Origin of the sequence: Nocardia vinacea (assembly GCF_035920345.1) — a bacterium.
GTDB classification, from domain to species: domain Bacteria; phylum Actinomycetota; class Actinomycetes; order Mycobacteriales; family Mycobacteriaceae; genus Nocardia; species Nocardia vinacea_A.
The window spans coordinates 5,532,441-5,548,901 of sequence record NZ_CP109149.1 but is presented as its reverse complement, the minus strand read 5'-3'; the positions used below and the strand labels follow the sequence as shown (position 1 = coordinate 5,548,901).

Sequence of the window (16,461 nt, the reverse complement as noted above, 5' to 3'; positions counted from 1 at the left end):
TGCAAATTGTGCACGATACATAGGATGTGTACCGTACATATTCATGACTGTTGCAGCCGACGCGTCTTCGACCGTCACCGAGAACGACGCCCGGCGCCGTCCTGCATCCGGCCTACTCATCGCGACCCTCGGCATGGTCGGTGTCGTCGTATCGCTGATGCAGACGCTGGTCATTCCGATCATTCCCACGCTGCCGACGCTGCTGGACACCTCGGCGTCCAATGCTTCCTGGGTGATCACGGCGGCCCTACTGGCCGGTGCCGTCGCGACCCCGATCAGCGGCCGACTCGGCGATATGTTCGGCAAGCGCCGGGTGCTGTTCGCCAATCTGGTGTCGATGGTCGCCGGTTCGGTGGTGTGCGCGCTGTCCTCCGCGCTGGCGCCCGAAATCATCGGGCGCTCGCTGCAGGGTGCGGCGGTCGGCGCGATCCCGCTCGGCATCAGCATCATGCGTGACGAATTGCCCGCCGAGAAGGTGGGGTCCGCGATGGCGATCATGAGTGCGACACTCGGTGTCGGTGGCGCGCTCGGCCTGCCGCTGGCGGCGGCGATCGCGCAGAATGCGGACTGGCACATGCTGTTCTGGACCGCGGCCGGGCTAGGTGTCGTCTGTGCCGCACTGGTTTTCGTCTTCGTACCGGAGTCGCCGGTGCGCACGCCTGCGCGTTTCGATTTCGGTGGTGCGGTCGGACTGTCGATTGCGTTGCTGGCCTTGCTGATTCCGATCACCAAGGGTGCGGACTGGGGCTGGGGCAGTGCGAGCACACTCGGCCTGTTCGCGCTGTCTCTGGTGGTATTCCTGGTCTGGGGGTTCTTCGAACTGAAGCAGCGCTCGCCGCTGGTCGACCTGCGGGTCTCGGCGCGGCCGCGCGTGCTGTTCACCAACCTCGCTTCCATCGCGGTCGGTTTCGCGCTCTACGCCATGTCGCTGACCTTCCCGCAGCTGATGATGGCGCCGGAACAAACCGGATACGGCTTCGGCCTGTCCATGGTCAATGCCGGATTGGCGCTGGCCCCGACGGGATTCGTGATGATCCTGCTGTCGCCGGTCTCGGCGCGGCTGTCGGCGGCGCGCGGCCCGAAGGTCACGCTGGCGCTCGGTTCGGCGGTGATCGCGGTCGGTTATCTGTGTGCCGTGGTGCTGATGAACAGCGTCTGGGAGCTGATGATCGCGGCGATGATCGTCGCGGGCGGTGTGGGTCTGGCCTATGCCGCGATGCCCGCGCTGATCATGGGCGCGGTGCCGCTCACGGAGACTGCCGCGGCCAACGGCCTCAATTCGCTGATGCGCTCGATCGGTACCTCGACCTCGGCGGCGGTGATGAGCGTGGTGCTCGCCCACATGACGATGCAGCTCGGCTCGCATGTACTGCCCTCGCGCGACGGCTTCCACACCACCTTCCTGATCGCCACGGCCGCAGCCCTGGTCGCCATCGTGCTCACGCTGATCATTCCGATGCGCAAGGCAGCCGATGCCGCCGATAAGGCCGGGCACGCCTGATCATCGGGTCACGAGCCCGAACGGCCACGGGGCCGATCCGCAACGGCGAGGATCGGCCCCGTTGTCGTTTGATGGCCGGATCGAGCCCCACCGCGGCCACGCATTCGGGCCGATGAATGTCCGCCTGGGTGGCGAGCCGGCTGCCAGGGGGTTCAGTCGATCGGCACCAGGGTGTACATCCACCATGGCCGCCGCGGGAATTCGGACATGAAGACGTTCAATGTCATTCGGCGCAGTTCGCGGCGGGCCGGATCACGCACGTGGATCCATTGCCTGGCGATATCGGCCGGTGCGACATCAGTGAGCCACAGTTGCTCCCACTCCGGCGCCGACCGGCAGGCAGAGATGATCTTGTCCAGCCGCTCCGGCGGCACCAACCCCGGCGCCATCATCCGCAGCGCGTAGACCATCAGATGCGCTTCCTTGTGCCACTCGTGCACGGCCTGTCTGGCCTCCGGATTCAGCATCGTCCACTCGAGGATATTGTCGCCGGGCTCGAGTCCGGGAAATAGCCGCAGGTACGCGGAGTTCGCGGCGACCAGATCGAAGGTCGGCACGATCTGGAACCAGGCGGGCTGGGCAAGGCCGCGCAAAGTGCGCAGATCGGTGGGCAGCGGCGCGCTCGGCACCGGGCCGAAGGTCTCCGGAAACTGGCTCGCCTGCGTGAGACTCACGATGTGGTCGCGGAAGAACACCGGTACACCCAGCGCATCGAACAACCGGCCGAGCGTCGCCGAGGTCGGCGCGACCACGCCCTGTTCGAAATCCTGGATCACCGTCTGCGGGAATCCGGTGGCCACGGCCATCGCGGCCTGGGTCAGTCCGGCGGCTTCCCGGCGTTCCCGCAGATAGCGGGCGATCGAAGGGCGGGTATCCGCCATGGTGCTGATGCCTCCTGATTCCCTCGGGATCAAGAGTTGATCCCCCCCGTTCACATACCCACTCCACCCTAATTTCGACCTAAAAGCCTTGCCGCGACGTTAGATAACGCTACGGTGCCAGTTCGACGGACTCGGTATAACGCCGCGCGAGGGTGCGCAGGTGCGCAACCAGTTCCGGCGGGCCGTCGACCCGGAAGTCCATCATGAGCATGCTCAGGTAGATGGCAATTGTCTCCAGGGCATCCGCGCCGGTCAGCAGGATGCAAGTATCGGCGTCGATGGCCTCCACCACGCCGACGGCCGGGTTGATGCGGGCGATCACCGTCTCGGCGGGCGCCAGGACCGTCACCCGGGCATGCACCTTCCAGCCCGTGCTGGCGATATGGCGCATGACGAAGGCCACCAGATCGTCGTCGGGCAGTGACCGTGCGGCGAAGCGGCGCGACCCCGCGCCGGCGCGCTGTAACTGGGCGACGGGAATCGCACGCCAGGAATGGGTTTCGAGATCGTAGGCGACCAGATACCAGCGGCGCTGCCAGTTGATCAGACGATAGGGCTCGATTTCGTTGTCCGCGTCGGGATCCAGCCCGATCCGCACGGTGGCGCCATCGCGGATAGCGCTCGCAAGCGTGGTCAGTATCGCGGCCGGGACCGGGGCATCCGGTTCGCGTGAGCCGGTGGTCGCCGGGCCGATGGCGGTCGCGTCGCGCAGCGCGGTTACTTTGCGCTGCAAGCGTTTCGGCAGGATCTGGTCGAGCTTCGCTAGTGCGCGCGCTGCGTTCTCGGTGATATCGGCGATGCCGGTGGAGCCGTCCTCGGCCAGGCCGATGGCCACGGCCACCGCGACGGCCTCGTCGTCGTCGAGCAGCAGCGGCGGCATGGTGCTGCCGCGACCGAGCCGGTAGCCGCCGATCGCACCCCGCTCGGCATGCACCGGATAGCCGAGTTCGCGCAGTCGCTGGATGTCGTTGCGCAGCGTCCGGTCCGTGATGTCGAGCCGTTCGGCCAGCTCACGGCCGGTATGTGCGCGGTCCTGCAGCAGCGAGAGCAGGCGAAGAACTCGTGTTGTGGTGGCCGCCACCGTCGCCTCCGGAAATCTTTTTGGATGAAGCCGATGTATTAGGAACGAAACTAGCCTAATGGCCTCATAGGCTTGGTGACATCAGCAAGAAGGAAAACGAAAGGCCAGCCATGAACATCACCACCGCCGCCGACGCCACCGCGACCCTGCGCCCCGTCTGGCGCGATGTCCTCGCCACCTCCTACCGCGCTCTGACCGATGTGGTCCCCGGTATCGGCGACGACCAGTGGCAGCTGGCGACCCCGTGCTCGGAATGGGATGTCACGCAGGTGATTCAGCACGCCGCAGGCGATCAGCTCGCCTTCGCCAAGGCGCTCGGTATCGGAATCGGCCCCACCTACAATCCCTTCGCCCCGTCCGGTGCCATCGACGGCACGGCCGCCGAGTTGGTGCGCGATGCGGTCGAGCAGACCGCGACCGCCTGGGCCACCGTCACCGACGAGACCGAGACCGTACCCACCCCGCTGCCGCACGGCGCGCTGCCGACCCCGGTCGCCGCGGTCATGTGCGCCTTGGACGCGGCTGTGCACGCCTGGGATATCGCGATCGCGACCGGACAGCCGTCCCCGTTGAACGATGAACTCGCCGGTCACCTGCTCACTGCGGCGCGGACCCTCAACCCCGCGCCCGGCGGCGGTTCAGAGGCGGAAATTGTTGAGCCGCTGCGTCAGTGGGGCGCCTACGCCGCGATCGTCGACGGCGCGGAGGATGACACGGCGGTCGCCGAATTGCTGCGCTACCTGGGTCGCGATCCGCAAGCCTGACTCGACCGGGTCCGAGCGTGCAAAGTGCACGCTCAGACCCGTCAGCGAGCTGTGACGAACCCTTCCGCCACCATCCAATCCCGCGCTACCTCAGCGGGTTCGCGTCCATCAACGTCGACCTGGCGATTCAATTCGGTGATCGCCTCATTGGTCAGCTTCTTCGATATCGGTGCCATGATGTCGGCGACCTGTGGATGCGCGTCGGCGAAGGATTTCCGCATCACCAGTGCCGCATTGTATTTCGGGAAGAAGCCCAGATCGTCCTTCAGCAAGACGAGCCCGAGCGCCGGAATCCGGCCGTCGGTGGCGGCGACCGAGCCGAACCGGCACTGCTTGGCATCGGCGGTGGCCTGATAGACGACCGCATCCTGCACGATCTGCTTGCGCACCTTGCCGACATCGATTCCGTACTTGCGCGCCATTCCGGGATAACCGTCTTGGCGCACATTGAATTCGGTGCCGACGCACGTCGCGGCGGCGGCCGGGTCGGTAGCGATCAGCCGGGCATAGTCGGACAGCGTGACGACACCGGTCTCCTTCGCGGTATCGGCGCTCATCACCAGCGCGTACGTGTTGTTCATGGGGGCCATATCCGTCCACACGATGCCGTGCGCGGCCAGATCCGCGTCGCGAACCGCCTCGAACTGCCCGACCTCATCCGGAACCGGTGTCTCGTTGCCGAGATAGTTGATCCATCCGGTGCCGGTGTATTCGTAGGAGATATCGATCTGACCGTGCAGCTGGGCATCGCGAACACTATTGGAGCCCTGGATATTCGTCAGATCCCGGACCTGCGCCCCCGCCGCGGACAGGGCGAATTCGATGAGATATCCCAGGATGTTCTGCTCGGTGAAGTCCTTGGAGCCCACCGTAATCGAGACACCGTCGAGCTCGGGCACCGGACGAATACTGCCGGGACCTACCCGCAGCGGCACCGCGCTCCCGGACTGTAATCCGCAGGCGCTCAATACGAATGCGGCCGCAAGGCCCAGCACCCATGTCCTCACTTCAACCCCCTCGGCCCCAAGTACTGTTCGGCCAACGCGCCGAGCCAGTCGACGAGCAGCGCCAGCGCGACCGCGAGGACGGCTCCGACCACCAGCGTGACGTTATCGCGCAGCTTGTACCCGGTATCGATCAGAATGCCGAGACCACCCGCGCTCACCAGGAACGACAGCGTCGCGGTGCCGACGGCCAGCACCAGCGAGGTGCGCAGCCCGGCCAGGATGTAGGGAATGGCGAGCGGAAATTCGATGCGGCGCAATACTGTCGGTGCCGACATGCCCTGGCCGCGTCCGGCATCGATGACGGCGGGATCCACCTGCTGGTAGCCGAGGATCGTATTGCGCAGCACGGGAAGTAGTGAATAGAAGGCGATCGGCGCGACGCCGATCCAGAACCCTGTGGTATGGGTAGCGAGGTAGAACAGCACGATCAGGCCGATCGCGGGTGCGGCAGCGCCGATATTGGCGATACCGACGAAAAGTGGTGCCAGACGGCGATATCCGGGGCGGGTGAGCAGTGTGCCCAGCGGTACCGCTACCGCGACGACGATCACCACGACTGTCGCGGTGATCAACACATGCTGCCAGGTGACGGTCGCGATATTGGAAACGCTGATACTGGCCTGCTGGGTGACGGTGAGATCGCGCCGGAATGCCCACACCAGCACACCCGCGGTGAGCACGAGCACGACCGCCGGTTGGACCAGCAGCCGGATGCGTTCGGCCCGACGCAGTGTCGTCGGCGATGCGGTGGCCGGTGCGGTGGTCGCCGTGGTCATGTCGTCGCATCCGTCTCGGCGCCCGCATGCGTGGCGCGCATGGCCGACAGATGGCCGACGAGCGTGTCGATCGTGATCAATCCGGCGTATTCACCGCGCCGACCGGTGACGACCGCGGTCGCGGTCTGTTCGGCGAGCAAGGCCTCCAACGCATCCTGCAGTGTCGATTGCAGTGAAAGCTGCTCACCGACTGAAGAGCCGACATCACGCAACGAATTCGCCTGTGCCAGTTGCTCACTCGACACCCAACGCAATGGCCGCTGCTGCGCGTCGAGAATCAGCGCCCATGGCCAATCCCGTCCGGCCAGCGCGGCGCGGAGGCTGTCGACCGAATCGGACTCCGGGACCGTCGGGCAGCTGCCGAGCTCGACATCGCGGACCCGGGTGAGGGTGAGCTGCTTGAGCGAGGCATCCGCGCCGACGAAACCGGCCACGGTCTCATCCGCGGGATCTGCCAGTATCGCCGCCGGGGTGTCGTACTGCAGAATGCGGGATTGATTGCCCAGCACCGCGATTCGGTCGCCGAGCTTCACCGCCTCGTTGAAATCGTGGGTGACGAACACGATGGTTTTACCCAGTTCGGATTGCAGCCGCAGCAGCTCGTCCTGCAGTAGACCGCGGGTGATCGGATCGACCGCGCCGAACGGCTCGTCCATCAGCAGCACCGGCGGATCGGCGGCTAAAGCACGGGCCACTCCGACGCGCTGCTGCTGGCCGCCAGAGAGCTGCCTGGGATAGCGGTCGCGGTAGGTATCGGGATCGAGGCCGACCAGCTCGAGCATTTCGTCGGTCCGCGCGGCGACCTTCTTGCGATCCCAGCCGATCAGACCCGGCACTGTCGCAACGTTTTTCGCGACCGTCAGATGCGGAAACAACCCGGCCTGCTGGATGGAATAGCCGATGCCCCTGCGCAATTGGTCCGGATTCACACCGGTGACATCGCGTCCGCCGATCGTGATGGTGCCCGATGTCGGCTCGATGAGGCGGTTGATCATCCGCATGGTGGTGGTCTTACCGCAGCCGGACGGCCCGACGAGGACGACGATTTCGCCCGCCGGGATAGTCAGCGAAACCTGGTCGACCGCCGGATCACGTTGGCCCGGATAGTGTTTGGTGACCTCGTCGAGCACGATCTCGACGCCGGATACCGCCGATGCCGTACTGTCGCCGCGGATTTCGGTATCAGTCACGTATTCCCCTCGAGGTGGTGAGTCGCCCGACGATGACGAAGATCCCATCGAGGACCAGCGCGAGTACGACGATCAGGATCGTCCCGACCAGCGCCTGCGGCACCGCATTCGGGCTACCGAGCCGGGCCAGGCCGGAGAAGATCAGGTTGCCGAGTCCGGGTCCCTTGGCATAGGCGGCAATGGCCAGAATGCCCATGATCATCTGAGTGCTGACCCGCATCCCGGTCAGGATCGATGGCCAGGCCAGCGGCAATTCGATGCGCGCGAGCACCCGGAGCCGATTCATGCCGACCCCGCGCGCGGCGTCCACGATCGCCGGGTCCACCGAGGCCAACCCGATGATGGTGTTGCGCAGAATCGGCAGCAGGGCATAGAGCACCAGCGCGGTAATGGTCGGTCCGACACCGAGTCCGAGGAATGGAATCAGCAGCCCGAGCAGTGCGAACGACGGAACGGTGAGAATGGCGCTGGCCAGCGCCGTCGCCACCGAGGATCCGAACGGGCTGCGGTAGACCAGGATGCCGATCAGCACGGCCACGATCGTCGCGAGCAGTATCGACTGCACCACCGCCGAGACATGCAAATACGAATCGGTGACCAGCTGTGCGCGCCGATGCACCACGAATGTCCACAGTGTGTCCAGGGCCGTACCTCCCCGTCGCCCGGTGTCCTCCGAGACTATCGCGCCTGCCGCTCGACCGGACGAAATTCGCGCGGTACGGCAGTCGGCAATTGTCCACCGCCGCTGTGCCTTCGAGAGACTGCCCCGCACCCATCCAGTTGAAACCACATCCGCGGGAACCACGAGGCGGCCCCGTTCGTCCTAAGGATCAGGAGTCGAAAGCCTCGAGGGGAAGGAATATGTCGGAGCACGAGGTGGCCCAGCGGCGACGGTATTGGTGGCCGTTGCTGGGCCTGGTGGTGGTTGCGCTGGTCGCGGCCGGTGTGGTCGGGGTGCGCTGGTGGCAGGATCGCGCACAACCCGCAATCACCGGAGACCGCTTGACCGCATTTCCCGCGATCGACAGGTCCGGGCTGGACCCCACGCAGGGACGGATCGTCGCGGTTCTCGAACGCGAGTTCAAGGCGCAGGGTGATAGTCCGAAGTACAGCGAAGGTTCCGACGAACCGTGGTGCGCCGACTTCGTCAGCTGGGTGCTGCGGGAGGCGGGGGCGCCGCTGGCCAATCCGAATTCCGGATCGTGGCGGATTCCGGGTGTGTACACGCTGCAGGAGTACTACCAAGGCGCGGACCGCTTCGCGCCGATCGGTTCGGGGTATCAGCCGCGCACCGGTGACGTGCTGCTCTATGCCGAGGGGAGCCCCTTCGACCAGCACACGAATTTCGTGCTCACGGCCGCGAACGGGACCGTGACGACCGTCGGCGGCAATGAATTCGGCGAGGTCGCGATCCATCGTTTCGCACTGGTGGAGGTGCCGGGGGTGGTGGGATTCGGTCGTTTGTGAATAGTGTTGGGACTCAGCCGGTCTTCCTAGTGGCTATGCATTGTCGGCGGGTCCTCCGCTAGCACTTACCATTGACTAGGCGGCGCCCGGCAGCGCCGTCTTTCGGGTCCCTGTCCTGCTACCCCCTCATCAGCAGGACAGGGACCTCTGGGTGGGGGATGTCGGCCCGACCTCGCCGAAATCTGCGTCGCGTACCGTGTCGGTTGTCCGTTGAGAGGTGAGGGTTTCGGAAACTCTGATGCTGCCAATCGAGGAAAAGACCGACGATCCCGTGTGGATCGACTATGCCGACTTCGGGGAACGGTTCGTCACCCACGCGGTGACGGCCGAACGGATCGAGGCCGCCGTCTCCGCGATGACCGATCACGGCATCACAATCGGCCCGTTCTCTCTCGGACCAGTGGGTTTGGCCGGATTCATGGCCGAGGGCAAGGTAGGCAAGCCGGTCATTCTGCGCAACGGCCCGCATGTCACCTTCGAGGTGACCGTGCCGCTGACGATGTCGGTGAAGGTGCTGCTCGGCGGGCGGAAAATGCGGCTGGAGGCGGTCGCCGAAATCGATCTCACGCTGCATGCGCGCACCGCGGATCCGCTGCTCATCGTCATCGATATCCCGCCGATCACCTCGCGTGATGTCAGCTTCGTGCTGCGCGCCCAGGCCATCGATTCGGCCTGGGAGTGGTTGCTCGATCCGATCGCCGGGGTGGTGCAGCGCGAGGTCGCCAATCGGGTGAATGCGATGCTCGCCGAACCGCAGGCGCGGCGCGGCCGGGTCTTCGACGTCGAGGCCATCATCAACGGCGTCCATTCCGAGCACGTCGACCAGGCCGAATTCGACTGGATCGGCTACGACGAATTCGGACATCAGTTCTTCTCCCGCATCGTGACCCGCGATCGGGTCTTCGAATTCGTCGAGCGGATGGCGGGCCGTCCTATCGAGGTCGGGCCGCTGCGCGCCGGACCGCGCGACTCCGCCACCGTCACGGTGCAGGGCGATATTCGAGTGCCGCAGCTGACGGATCGCTCGGCCGAGCCGGTTTCCTTCGATCTGACACTGCCGGTGAGCCTGGATATCACCGTCGATGTGCTCAAGGCCAACCACTATCGCGCCGACGTCGAGATTCCACTGGTGCTGACCGCGCGGGCCGCCGATCCGCTGCTGATCGTGATCGATGTGCCGCCGCCCGCGGCCGACGACCTGCGGCTGGAGTTCAAGGCGCGCGGGATGCGGGCGGCGACGCTCGGTGTGCTGGCCGGGATCAAGAAGCAGGTCGTCGCGCAGGTTGCCGGGGTGGTGCGCGAGGAACTCAGCGAAAGTTCGGGCCGCACGATCGATGTCGCGGCGCGGCTCGACAGCATCGTCTAGAACCAGCCCTTCACCTGTGTGGCAAGTGTAAATTCCTGTTTCCAGTGGGTCTGGCGGTTCCAATGTGAATATGGTGAAATGAGTGCACGTTCGAGGCTCCCGGCGCGCGAGTGAACCTTGGGGAAGGTGCGCCGGGCACGCTACCTGTCCATGTCGGGGTTGCGCGAAGGAGTCCTGCGATGCGTTCCATTTCTGTGTCTCGCCGCCAGCTGTTCACCTACACCGCCGCGGCCGCCGCCGTCGGGATCGCCGCGCCCCGCGCTTCGGCGGCCGGTGTGCTCGGCACCCTCGTCGACTACGCGGGCGGTGTTCCGTCCGCCGGCGCGATCCTGGATGACGGTCACCTCGGCGTCATCCGCTACGTCTCCGATCGTCGTCCCGGTGCCGAATGGATGGAGGGGAAGCCATTGCGCGCAAGGGAGGTCGACCAACTGCACGCTGCCGGGCTGACGATCGTGTCGAACTACCAGTTCGGCAAGGGTCCGACCGCCGATTGGCGCGGTGGCCTGGAGGCGGGCAAGAAGCATGCCGACCGCGGCCTGGAACTGCATCTGGCCGCGGGCGGTCCGGAGAACCGGCCGATTTACGCGTCCATCGATGACAATCCGACCCCGGCAGATTTCGCGACCATGATCGCGGCGTACATCCTCGGCTGGGAGTCGGTGCTCGGCAAACAGAACGTCGGCATCTACGCCAATGCGCCGACCATCGAACTGGCACGCGCCGCGGGCCTGGGTTCCTGGTACTGGCAGCACAATTGGGGCACACCCAAGGGTTTCGTACACCCGTCCGCGCATCTACACCAGATCGAGATCGACAAACGCGCCATCGACGGCATCGGTGTCGATGTCAACAATGTCTTGGCCCCCGAGTACGGCCAGTGGTGAAGATATTTGAGGGTCATGTAGTTCCGGCGAATGCCGACTGACCAACTGATTTCGGAAGAACCTCGTCGGGTACCTCCAAAATCCGACCAGGTATCTGACGCAGGACCTGAACGTAACTTCAGTGGCACTTACTGCTATGGCCTAAATATTCGGGGAGGCGGTCAAGTCTGGCAGTGGCAGGTGGGCGCCAAGCGGAGTTCGGGTTCGTCGTCGGGAACCACACGGAGCATGGGCCGATTGTCGGGTGCCTCGTGGTCGCCGCGCCAGGAGAACAGCGACCAGCGGGAGATGCCGGAAAAGGCGGAGCCGACGCTGCCGATGGAGAAGGACGAGATCACCGAGCCGAAGGATCCGACGGCCCCGATGGACAGCACCGAGCCCACGCTGCCGATCGATAGGATCGAGTAGGCCGAGCCGATGGACAGAATCGAGCCTTCCGAGCGGAAGGACAGGATCGATCGACGCGAACGCCTGCTCCGGATCGAATGACCCGGATGGATCGAGGGACCGGACCGAAGCGAATCATCGACAGTCGCCATGACTTCGGTCTACCACAGTCCCTTCATGACGGCGCGCTATCGCAGCGATTCGCACCACGTGTGTCGACAAAGAGCGAAGCCCGGTGACCCCTCAGGTGCACCGGGCTTCGAAAGCACCAGCAGCTAGGCGACCGTGAAGAAGCCGAGCATCGGCAGGAACGAGCAGGTCCGCGGGGCGGCGTCAGCGGCCTGGGTGGTCAGCGAACCGCCGACGACCGCGACGACCCGGCCCGAGCCGGTATTGACGATCGCGGAAAGCGTGGCCGGACCGTCCGGGTTGATCTTCGCCTCGTCGGTCAGCGGCTGGACGCCGGACTGACGGGTGTCGAGGTTCAGCCACTGGACCGTCATCGGCGGATTCTGATCCGGCGTCGGCGACTTGGTGCCGAGCGCGGTGAATACGAATCCGGTCTGACCGGCCTGCGGTCCCGGCGGCGGCAGCTCGGCCGGGCCGGGGACGGCGAGTGCGGTGCCGATCGAATCGGCGCCGTCGCCGATGCAACCTTTGCCGATGCTCGGATAGAGGAACTGAGCGATGGCCGGGCCGCCCTGCGGGACCTCCGGGCCGCCGCCGCCGCTGCCGTCCAGGAAGGTGATGATCCGTTCCAGCGTGGACTTGATCTGCGGCGGCAGGTTCAGCGCGTTGAGCAGCGCTCGGACCTGGTCGAGGATGGTGTTCTTCGGGGCATCCGCGATCGGCTTGGCATCGGCGGGCCCAGCGATGGCGCCGACTATGGCCGGGGCCAGCGAGGCGAGCGCATCGATCGGGACGCCCTCGGGAACCATCGGAATGGTGTTCCTCGGTGCAACGGGCGCGGGGGCCGGTGCCGCGACTGCCGTCGACGGCGCAACGAGCGACGCGCTCGCTGCGATGGCGAGCGCGGACAAGGCAATCCGCGATCCTCGGGTGCGAAGCACTGGTCTAGCCGTCCTTAACCTCGGGTACATCACAGGAGCGATGCAAAAAGCCATCGTTTCGGGGTCACTCTAGGGACATGACTGCATGTTGTACAGCCGCCGTGCCCCTACTTCTGTTGTGGACGCTCAGTGTTATCAGACGCTAGCGCTTTTCCGCTGTTACCAGAGTGAAAGGTGATGCAAATGTTATCAGTGGTAATCGGCGGTTGCGGTACGAAAGCTACCGTCTCCGGGCTCGATGCGCACGCCGGGGTCGGTCCAGGGGATTGATGGGATCTCTCACGGCGCCGGTTAGGCTAGTCGCAGCCTTCCCGGAACCGACTCGAAAGCCTGCGAATTGAACCGAAGTCTCCGATTGGCTGTGCCGGTGCTCGGTCTGTCCGTATTGGCCAGGCTGCTGTGGATGCTGCTGACGAAGAACGGGATGAATCTCGTCGATCTGCACGTCTATGTCGACGGTTCGGCGGCCCTGCTCACCGACCGGCTCTATGACTTCACCTACGCCGAGAAGACCCCGGACTTCCCGCTGCCGTTCACCTATCCGCCGTTCGCGGCGCTCGTCTTCTTCCCACTGCACTATTTTCCGTTCACCGTGATCGCGGTGCTCTGGCTGCTGGCCATTGTCGTCGCGCTGTATGTAGTGGTGTGGATCGCCTTCGAATTGATCCTCGGTGCGGAGCGGATGGGCGAGCCGCGGTGGCGCACCGCCGCGGTCTGGTGGACCGCGATCGGCATCTGGATGGAGCCGGTGCGGACCACCATCGACTACGGCCAGGTCAATGTGTTCCTGGTGCTCGGGGCCATGCTCGCGGTGCGTAGTTCGCGATGGTGGCTGTCCGGCGGACTGATCGGTGTGATCGCGGGAATCAAACTGACACCGGCGATTTCGGGGCTGTACTTCGTAGCGCGGCGGCGGTGGGGGACCGCGGTGTGGTCGGCGGTGGTTTTCGGTGCGACGGTCGGGGTCAGCTTCCTGATCAACCACAAGGAGGCCAAACGGTACTTCGGCACGCTGCTCGGTGACGCGGATCGGATCGGTCCGGTGGGCTCGGTCTGGAATCAGTCCCTACGCGGTGCGCTGAGCCGTCTGCTCGGTCATGACGTCCAATCCGGGCCGTGGTGGTTGGCGTCCGTCGCGGTGGTCGCCATCCTGGCCTTCTTCGCTTGGCGCGCACTGGGTCCCGACGATCGGTTGGGCACCCTGATCATCGTGCAACTGTTCGGGCTGATGGTCTCGCCCATCTCTTGGTCGCATCACTTCGTGTGGCTGCTGCCCACGGTGATGTGGTTGGTGTACGGGCCGCTGCGGCAGGCGCCCGGCGCTCGGATACTCGCCGGATATTGGTTGGTCACGACCCTGGTCGGCGTGCCGTGGGTGCTCTCGTTCGCCCAGCCGTCGATCTGGACCATCTCGCGGCCGGGGGTGCTGTCCTGGCTCGGTGCCGTGGACGTGCTCGGCGTGCTGGTGCTCTACGGCTGGGTGATCTGGTCCGGGCGCATGGTCAATCGGATTGCGCCGCAAGCCGATCTATCTCGCGAGCCAGCGACACGTCCAGCGCGGTGAGTCCGCCCGAGTCGTGGGTCGAGAGGGCGAAGGTCACCCGACGCCAGCGGATATCGATATCCGGATGATGGTTCGCTTTCTCGGCGACTTCGGCGACCTGACGCACGAGTTCGATGCCCGCGGGAAAGGTCTCGGCCTCGATCGTGCGGGTGATGGTGTCGCCGGACCGGGTCCAGTCCGACAGCTCGGTCAAAGCTTCGGTGAGTTCTGCCTCAGTTAGTTTCGGTTCGCTCATGGCTGAGTTGTACCCCGTGGCGCGCGAAGCCATCAGGGAATCCGAATTCGTCGATCAGGCGGCGCGGGCCTTCTTGAGGCCCTTCTTCAGTTCCTTACCGCAGCAACCGGCCGCTTCCAGGCGTTTCATCCGCATGATGACAACCGGGCACTTCAAGCAGCGCGTCTTCTTGCGACAGCACTTCTTCTTCGGTTTGAGGCTAGAAACCTTCTTCGCCTTGACCTTGCCCATGATTGGTTAGCATACCCTTAGCGGAGTGCGTGGTCTGCGAGCCATTCGAATGCCGGTACTGTGTAACTGGCCGCAATGCCCTGGTGAGTATCGATTCTCCACCTGTTTGCAAAGGGTCGGCCGGCATCTATACCAACAGCAGGAGGATTGAGGCGTGTCGTCTGCACGCGATTTTCGCAACGTCGCCATCGTGGCCCACGTCGACCACGGTAAGACGACGCTGGTCGACGCCATGCTGCGCCAGTCCGGCGCCTTCGCCGAACGCGCCGAGCTCGTCGATCGTGTGATGGACTCCGGTGACCTGGAGCGCGAGAAGGGCATCACCATTCTCGCCAAGAACACCGCGGTGCACCGGCACCATCAGGACGGTTCGGTCACCGTGATCAACGTCATCGACACTCCGGGCCACGCCGATTTCGGTGGTGAGGTCGAGCGCGGTCTGTCCATGGTCGACGGTGTCGTGCTGCTGGTCGACGCGTCCGAGGGACCGCTGCCCCAGACCCGCTTCGTGCTGCGCAAGGCGCTGGCCGCGAAGTTGCCGGTCATCCTGGTGGTGAACAAGACCGACCGCCCCGACGCCCGCATCGAAGAGGTTGTCGAGGAGAGCCACGATCTGCTGCTCGACCTGGCCTCCGATCTGGACGACGAGGCTGCCGAGGCCGCCGAACTCGCGCTGGACCTGCCGGTCCTCTACGCCTCCGGCCGTGCGGGCAAGGCCTCCAAGGAACGTCCCGAGAACGGCAGCGCGCCGGCCGCGGACAACCTGGACGCCCTGTTCGACGTGCTGCTGGAGAACATCCCGGCGCCCAAGGGCGATCCGACCGCGCCGCTGCAGGCGCACGTCACCAACCTCGACGCCTCGGCCTTCCTGGGTCGCCTCGCGTTGGTCCGCATCTACAGCGGTGAGCTGCGCAAGGGCCAGAACGTCGCGTGGATGCACGGCGACGGCATCAAGCAGGTCAAGATCACCGAACTGCTGCAGACCATCGGCGTCGAGCGTCAGCCCGGCGAGGTCGCCGAGGCCGGTGACATCGTGGCCATCGCGGGGATCCCGGAGATCATGATCGGCGACACCCTTGCCGATATCGACAATCCCGTCGCGCTGCCGCGTATCACCGTTGATGAGCCGGCCATCTCGGTCACCATCGGCACCAACACCTCACCGATGGTCGGCCGGGTGAAGGGCCACAAGCTGACCGCGCGCATGGTGAAGTCGCGGCTGGACTCCGAGCTGGTCGGCAATGTCTCGCTGCGTGTACTCGATATCGGCCGCCCGGACGCCTGGGAGGTGCAGGGCCGCGGTGAGCTGGCGCTGGCCATCCTGGTCGAGCAGATGCGTCGCGAGGGCTTCGAGTTGACCGTCGGCAAGCCGCAGGTGGTCACCAAACAGGTCGACGGCAAGGTGCACGAGCCCTACGAAGAGCTGACCATCGACTGCCCCGACGAGTACCTCGGCGCGATCACGCAGCTGCTCGCCGCCCGCAAGGGCAAGATGGTCCAGATGAACAACCACGCCGCGGGCTGGGTGCGGATGGAGTTCATCGTTCCATCGCGCGGCCTGATCGGCTTCCGCACCGACTTCCTCACCGAAACCCGCGGCACCGGTATCGCCAACGCGGTCTCGCACGGCTACGCACCGTGGGCCGGTGAGATCCGCGCCCGCCACACCGGTTCGCTGGTTTCCGACCGCGCGGGCTCGGTGACCCCGTTCGCCATGATCCAGTTGGCCGATCGCGGTCAGTTCTTCGTGGAGCCGGGTGCGGACACCTACGAGGGGCATGTCGTCGGCATCAACCCGCGCGCCGAGGATCTCGATATCAATGTCACCCGCGAGAAGAAGCTGACCAATATGCGCAGCTCGACCGCCGATGTGATGGAGACACTCGCCAAGCCGCTGCAACTCGACCTGGAGGCGGCGATGGAGTTCTGTGCCGCCGACGAATGTGTCGAGGTCACGCCGGAGATCGTGCGGGTGCGCAAGGTCATCCTCGGTGCCACCGAACGCGGTCGCGAACTGTCGCGACGGAAGGCTCGGGACCGGGCTGCGCTGTAAG

At 65.3% G+C, this 16,461-nt stretch carries 17 protein-coding genes; 7 read left to right on the top strand and 10 right to left on the bottom strand.

Going from position 1 to position 16,461, the window contains the following annotated elements; translation table 11 throughout:
- The first annotated feature begins 43 nt into the window (after positions 1-43).
- Complete coding sequence (locus OIE68_RS25410; protein WP_327093600.1) at positions 44-1,501, top strand: MFS transporter; 1,458 nt, start codon at positions 44-46, stop codon at positions 1,499-1,501.
- A 152-nt stretch (positions 1,502-1,653) separates the two neighbouring features.
- Here the strand turns inward: OIE68_RS25410 and OIE68_RS25405 are convergent, their stop codons facing one another.
- Positions 1,654-2,382 (bottom strand): helix-turn-helix domain-containing protein, encoded by a 729-nt coding sequence (locus tag OIE68_RS25405; protein ID WP_327093599.1) that lies wholly within the window; start codon positions 2,380-2,382, stop codon positions 1,654-1,656.
- 109 nt (positions 2,383-2,491) lie between these two features.
- Positions 2,492-3,463, bottom strand: coding sequence for a helix-turn-helix transcriptional regulator (locus OIE68_RS25400; RefSeq protein WP_327093598.1), 972 nt, complete (start codon positions 3,461-3,463; stop codon positions 2,492-2,494).
- 110 nt (positions 3,464-3,573) lie between these two features.
- On the opposite strand from OIE68_RS25400, the gene OIE68_RS25395 reads away from it, so the two are divergent.
- The gene (locus OIE68_RS25395; RefSeq protein WP_327093597.1) at positions 3,574-4,227 is read left to right on the top strand and encodes a TIGR03086 family metal-binding protein; all 654 of its coding nucleotides are present in this window, start codon (positions 3,574-3,576) and stop codon (positions 4,225-4,227) included.
- Between the two features lie 41 nt (positions 4,228-4,268).
- On the opposite strand, the gene OIE68_RS25390 is transcribed toward OIE68_RS25395, so the two are convergent.
- From OIE68_RS25390 to OIE68_RS25375, 4 genes are read right to left on the bottom strand one after another with little or no spacing between them, the layout of a single operon-like run.
- A complete protein-coding gene (locus OIE68_RS25390) occupies positions 4,269-5,234 on the bottom strand; it encodes a glycine betaine ABC transporter substrate-binding protein (RefSeq protein ID WP_327093595.1) in 966 nt (321 codons plus the stop codon).
- On the bottom strand, positions 5,231-6,010 hold the full coding sequence (locus OIE68_RS25385) for an ABC transporter permease (RefSeq protein ID WP_327093594.1): 780 nt from the start codon (positions 6,008-6,010) through the stop codon (positions 5,231-5,233). The genes OIE68_RS25390 and OIE68_RS25385 overlap by 4 nt, the downstream gene beginning before the upstream one ends.
- Positions 6,007-7,200: an ABC transporter ATP-binding protein gene (locus OIE68_RS25380; RefSeq protein ID WP_327093593.1), complete on the bottom strand. Its 1,194-nt coding sequence runs from the start codon at positions 7,198-7,200 to the stop codon at positions 6,007-6,009. The genes OIE68_RS25385 and OIE68_RS25380 overlap by 4 nt, the downstream gene beginning before the upstream one ends.
- Positions 7,193-7,843 carry an ABC transporter permease gene (locus OIE68_RS25375; RefSeq protein WP_327101801.1) on the bottom strand — a complete coding sequence of 217 codons (651 nt, stop codon included), beginning with the start codon at positions 7,841-7,843 and terminating at the stop codon, positions 7,193-7,195. The genes OIE68_RS25380 and OIE68_RS25375 overlap by 8 nt, the downstream gene beginning before the upstream one ends.
- A 218-nt stretch (positions 7,844-8,061) precedes the next feature.
- On the opposite strand from OIE68_RS25375, the gene OIE68_RS25370 reads away from it, so the two are divergent.
- The 3 genes from OIE68_RS25370 (at position 8,062) to OIE68_RS25360 (ending at position 10,920) form a co-directional block, all read left to right on the top strand.
- A complete protein-coding gene (locus OIE68_RS25370; protein WP_327093592.1) occupies positions 8,062-8,667 on the top strand; it encodes a CHAP domain-containing protein in 606 nt (201 codons plus the stop codon).
- Between the two features lie 238 nt (positions 8,668-8,905).
- Positions 8,906-10,033, top strand: coding sequence for a hypothetical protein (locus tag OIE68_RS25365; protein WP_327093591.1), 1,128 nt, complete (start codon positions 8,906-8,908; stop codon positions 10,031-10,033).
- Positions 10,034-10,212: 179 nt separating this feature from the next.
- A complete protein-coding gene (locus OIE68_RS25360) occupies positions 10,213-10,920 on the top strand; it encodes a DUF1906 domain-containing protein (RefSeq protein ID WP_327093590.1) in 708 nt (235 codons plus the stop codon).
- Positions 10,921-11,081: 161 nt separating this feature from the next.
- Here the strand turns inward: OIE68_RS25360 and OIE68_RS25355 are convergent, their stop codons facing one another.
- Both OIE68_RS25355 and OIE68_RS25350 read right to left on the bottom strand, forming a co-directional pair.
- Entirely contained in the window at positions 11,082-11,459 is a 378-nt protein-coding gene (locus tag OIE68_RS25355) for a hypothetical protein (protein ID WP_327093589.1), read from the bottom strand.
- Between the two features lie 123 nt (positions 11,460-11,582).
- A complete protein-coding gene (locus OIE68_RS25350; RefSeq protein ID WP_327093588.1) occupies positions 11,583-12,377 on the bottom strand; it encodes a hypothetical protein in 795 nt (264 codons plus the stop codon).
- Positions 12,378-12,714: 337 nt separating this feature from the next.
- Between OIE68_RS25350 and OIE68_RS25345 the strand changes: the two genes are divergently transcribed.
- Complete coding sequence (locus OIE68_RS25345) at positions 12,715-13,941, top strand: mannosyltransferase (protein WP_327093587.1); 1,227 nt, start codon at positions 12,715-12,717, stop codon at positions 13,939-13,941.
- Here OIE68_RS25345 and OIE68_RS25340 read toward each other — a convergent pair.
- Both OIE68_RS25340 and OIE68_RS25335 read right to left on the bottom strand, forming a co-directional pair.
- Positions 13,880-14,176, bottom strand: coding sequence for a 4a-hydroxytetrahydrobiopterin dehydratase (locus tag OIE68_RS25340; RefSeq protein WP_327093586.1), 297 nt, complete (start codon positions 14,174-14,176; stop codon positions 13,880-13,882). The genes OIE68_RS25345 and OIE68_RS25340 overlap by 62 nt on opposite strands.
- Before the next feature lie 54 nt (positions 14,177-14,230).
- Entirely contained in the window at positions 14,231-14,407 is a 177-nt protein-coding gene (locus OIE68_RS25335; RefSeq protein WP_085998628.1) for a hypothetical protein, read from the bottom strand.
- 154 nt (positions 14,408-14,561) lie between these two features.
- On the opposite strand from OIE68_RS25335, the gene typA reads away from it, so the two are divergent.
- Positions 14,562-16,460, top strand: coding sequence for a translational GTPase TypA (gene typA / locus OIE68_RS25330; RefSeq protein WP_327093585.1), 1,899 nt, complete (start codon positions 14,562-14,564; stop codon positions 16,458-16,460).
- The last annotated feature ends 1 nt before the right edge of the window (position 16,461 follow it).

What these genes read in the sequence shown, in the direction of transcription:
- OIE68_RS25405 (WP_327093599.1), bottom strand. Translation starts at nt 2,382, where the DNA reads ATGGCGGATACCCGCCCTTCGATCGCCCGCTATCTGCGGGAACGCCGG.
- OIE68_RS25395 (WP_327093597.1), top strand. Translation starts at nt 3,574, where the DNA reads ATGAACATCACCACCGCCGCCGACGCCACCGCGACCCTGCGCCCCGTC.
- OIE68_RS25370 (WP_327093592.1), top strand. Translation starts at nt 8,062, where the DNA reads ATGTCGGAGCACGAGGTGGCCCAGCGGCGACGGTATTGGTGGCCGTTG.
- OIE68_RS25385 (WP_327093594.1), bottom strand. Translation starts at nt 6,010, where the DNA reads ATGACCACGGCGACCACCGCACCGGCCACCGCATCGCCGACGACACTG.
- OIE68_RS25365 (WP_327093591.1), top strand. Translation starts at nt 8,906, where the DNA reads ATGCTGCCAATCGAGGAAAAGACCGACGATCCCGTGTGGATCGACTAT.
- OIE68_RS25410 (WP_327093600.1), top strand. Translation starts at nt 44, where the DNA reads ATGACTGTTGCAGCCGACGCGTCTTCGACCGTCACCGAGAACGACGCC.
- OIE68_RS25355 (WP_327093589.1), bottom strand. Translation starts at nt 11,459, where the DNA reads ATGGCGACTGTCGATGATTCGCTTCGGTCCGGTCCCTCGATCCATCCG.
- OIE68_RS25340 (WP_327093586.1), bottom strand. Translation starts at nt 14,176, where the DNA reads ATGAGCGAACCGAAACTAACTGAGGCAGAACTCACCGAAGCTTTGACC.
- OIE68_RS25360 (WP_327093590.1), top strand. Translation starts at nt 10,213, where the DNA reads ATGCGTTCCATTTCTGTGTCTCGCCGCCAGCTGTTCACCTACACCGCC.
- OIE68_RS25335 (WP_085998628.1), bottom strand. Translation starts at nt 14,407, where the DNA reads ATGGGCAAGGTCAAGGCGAAGAAGGTTTCTAGCCTCAAACCGAAGAAG.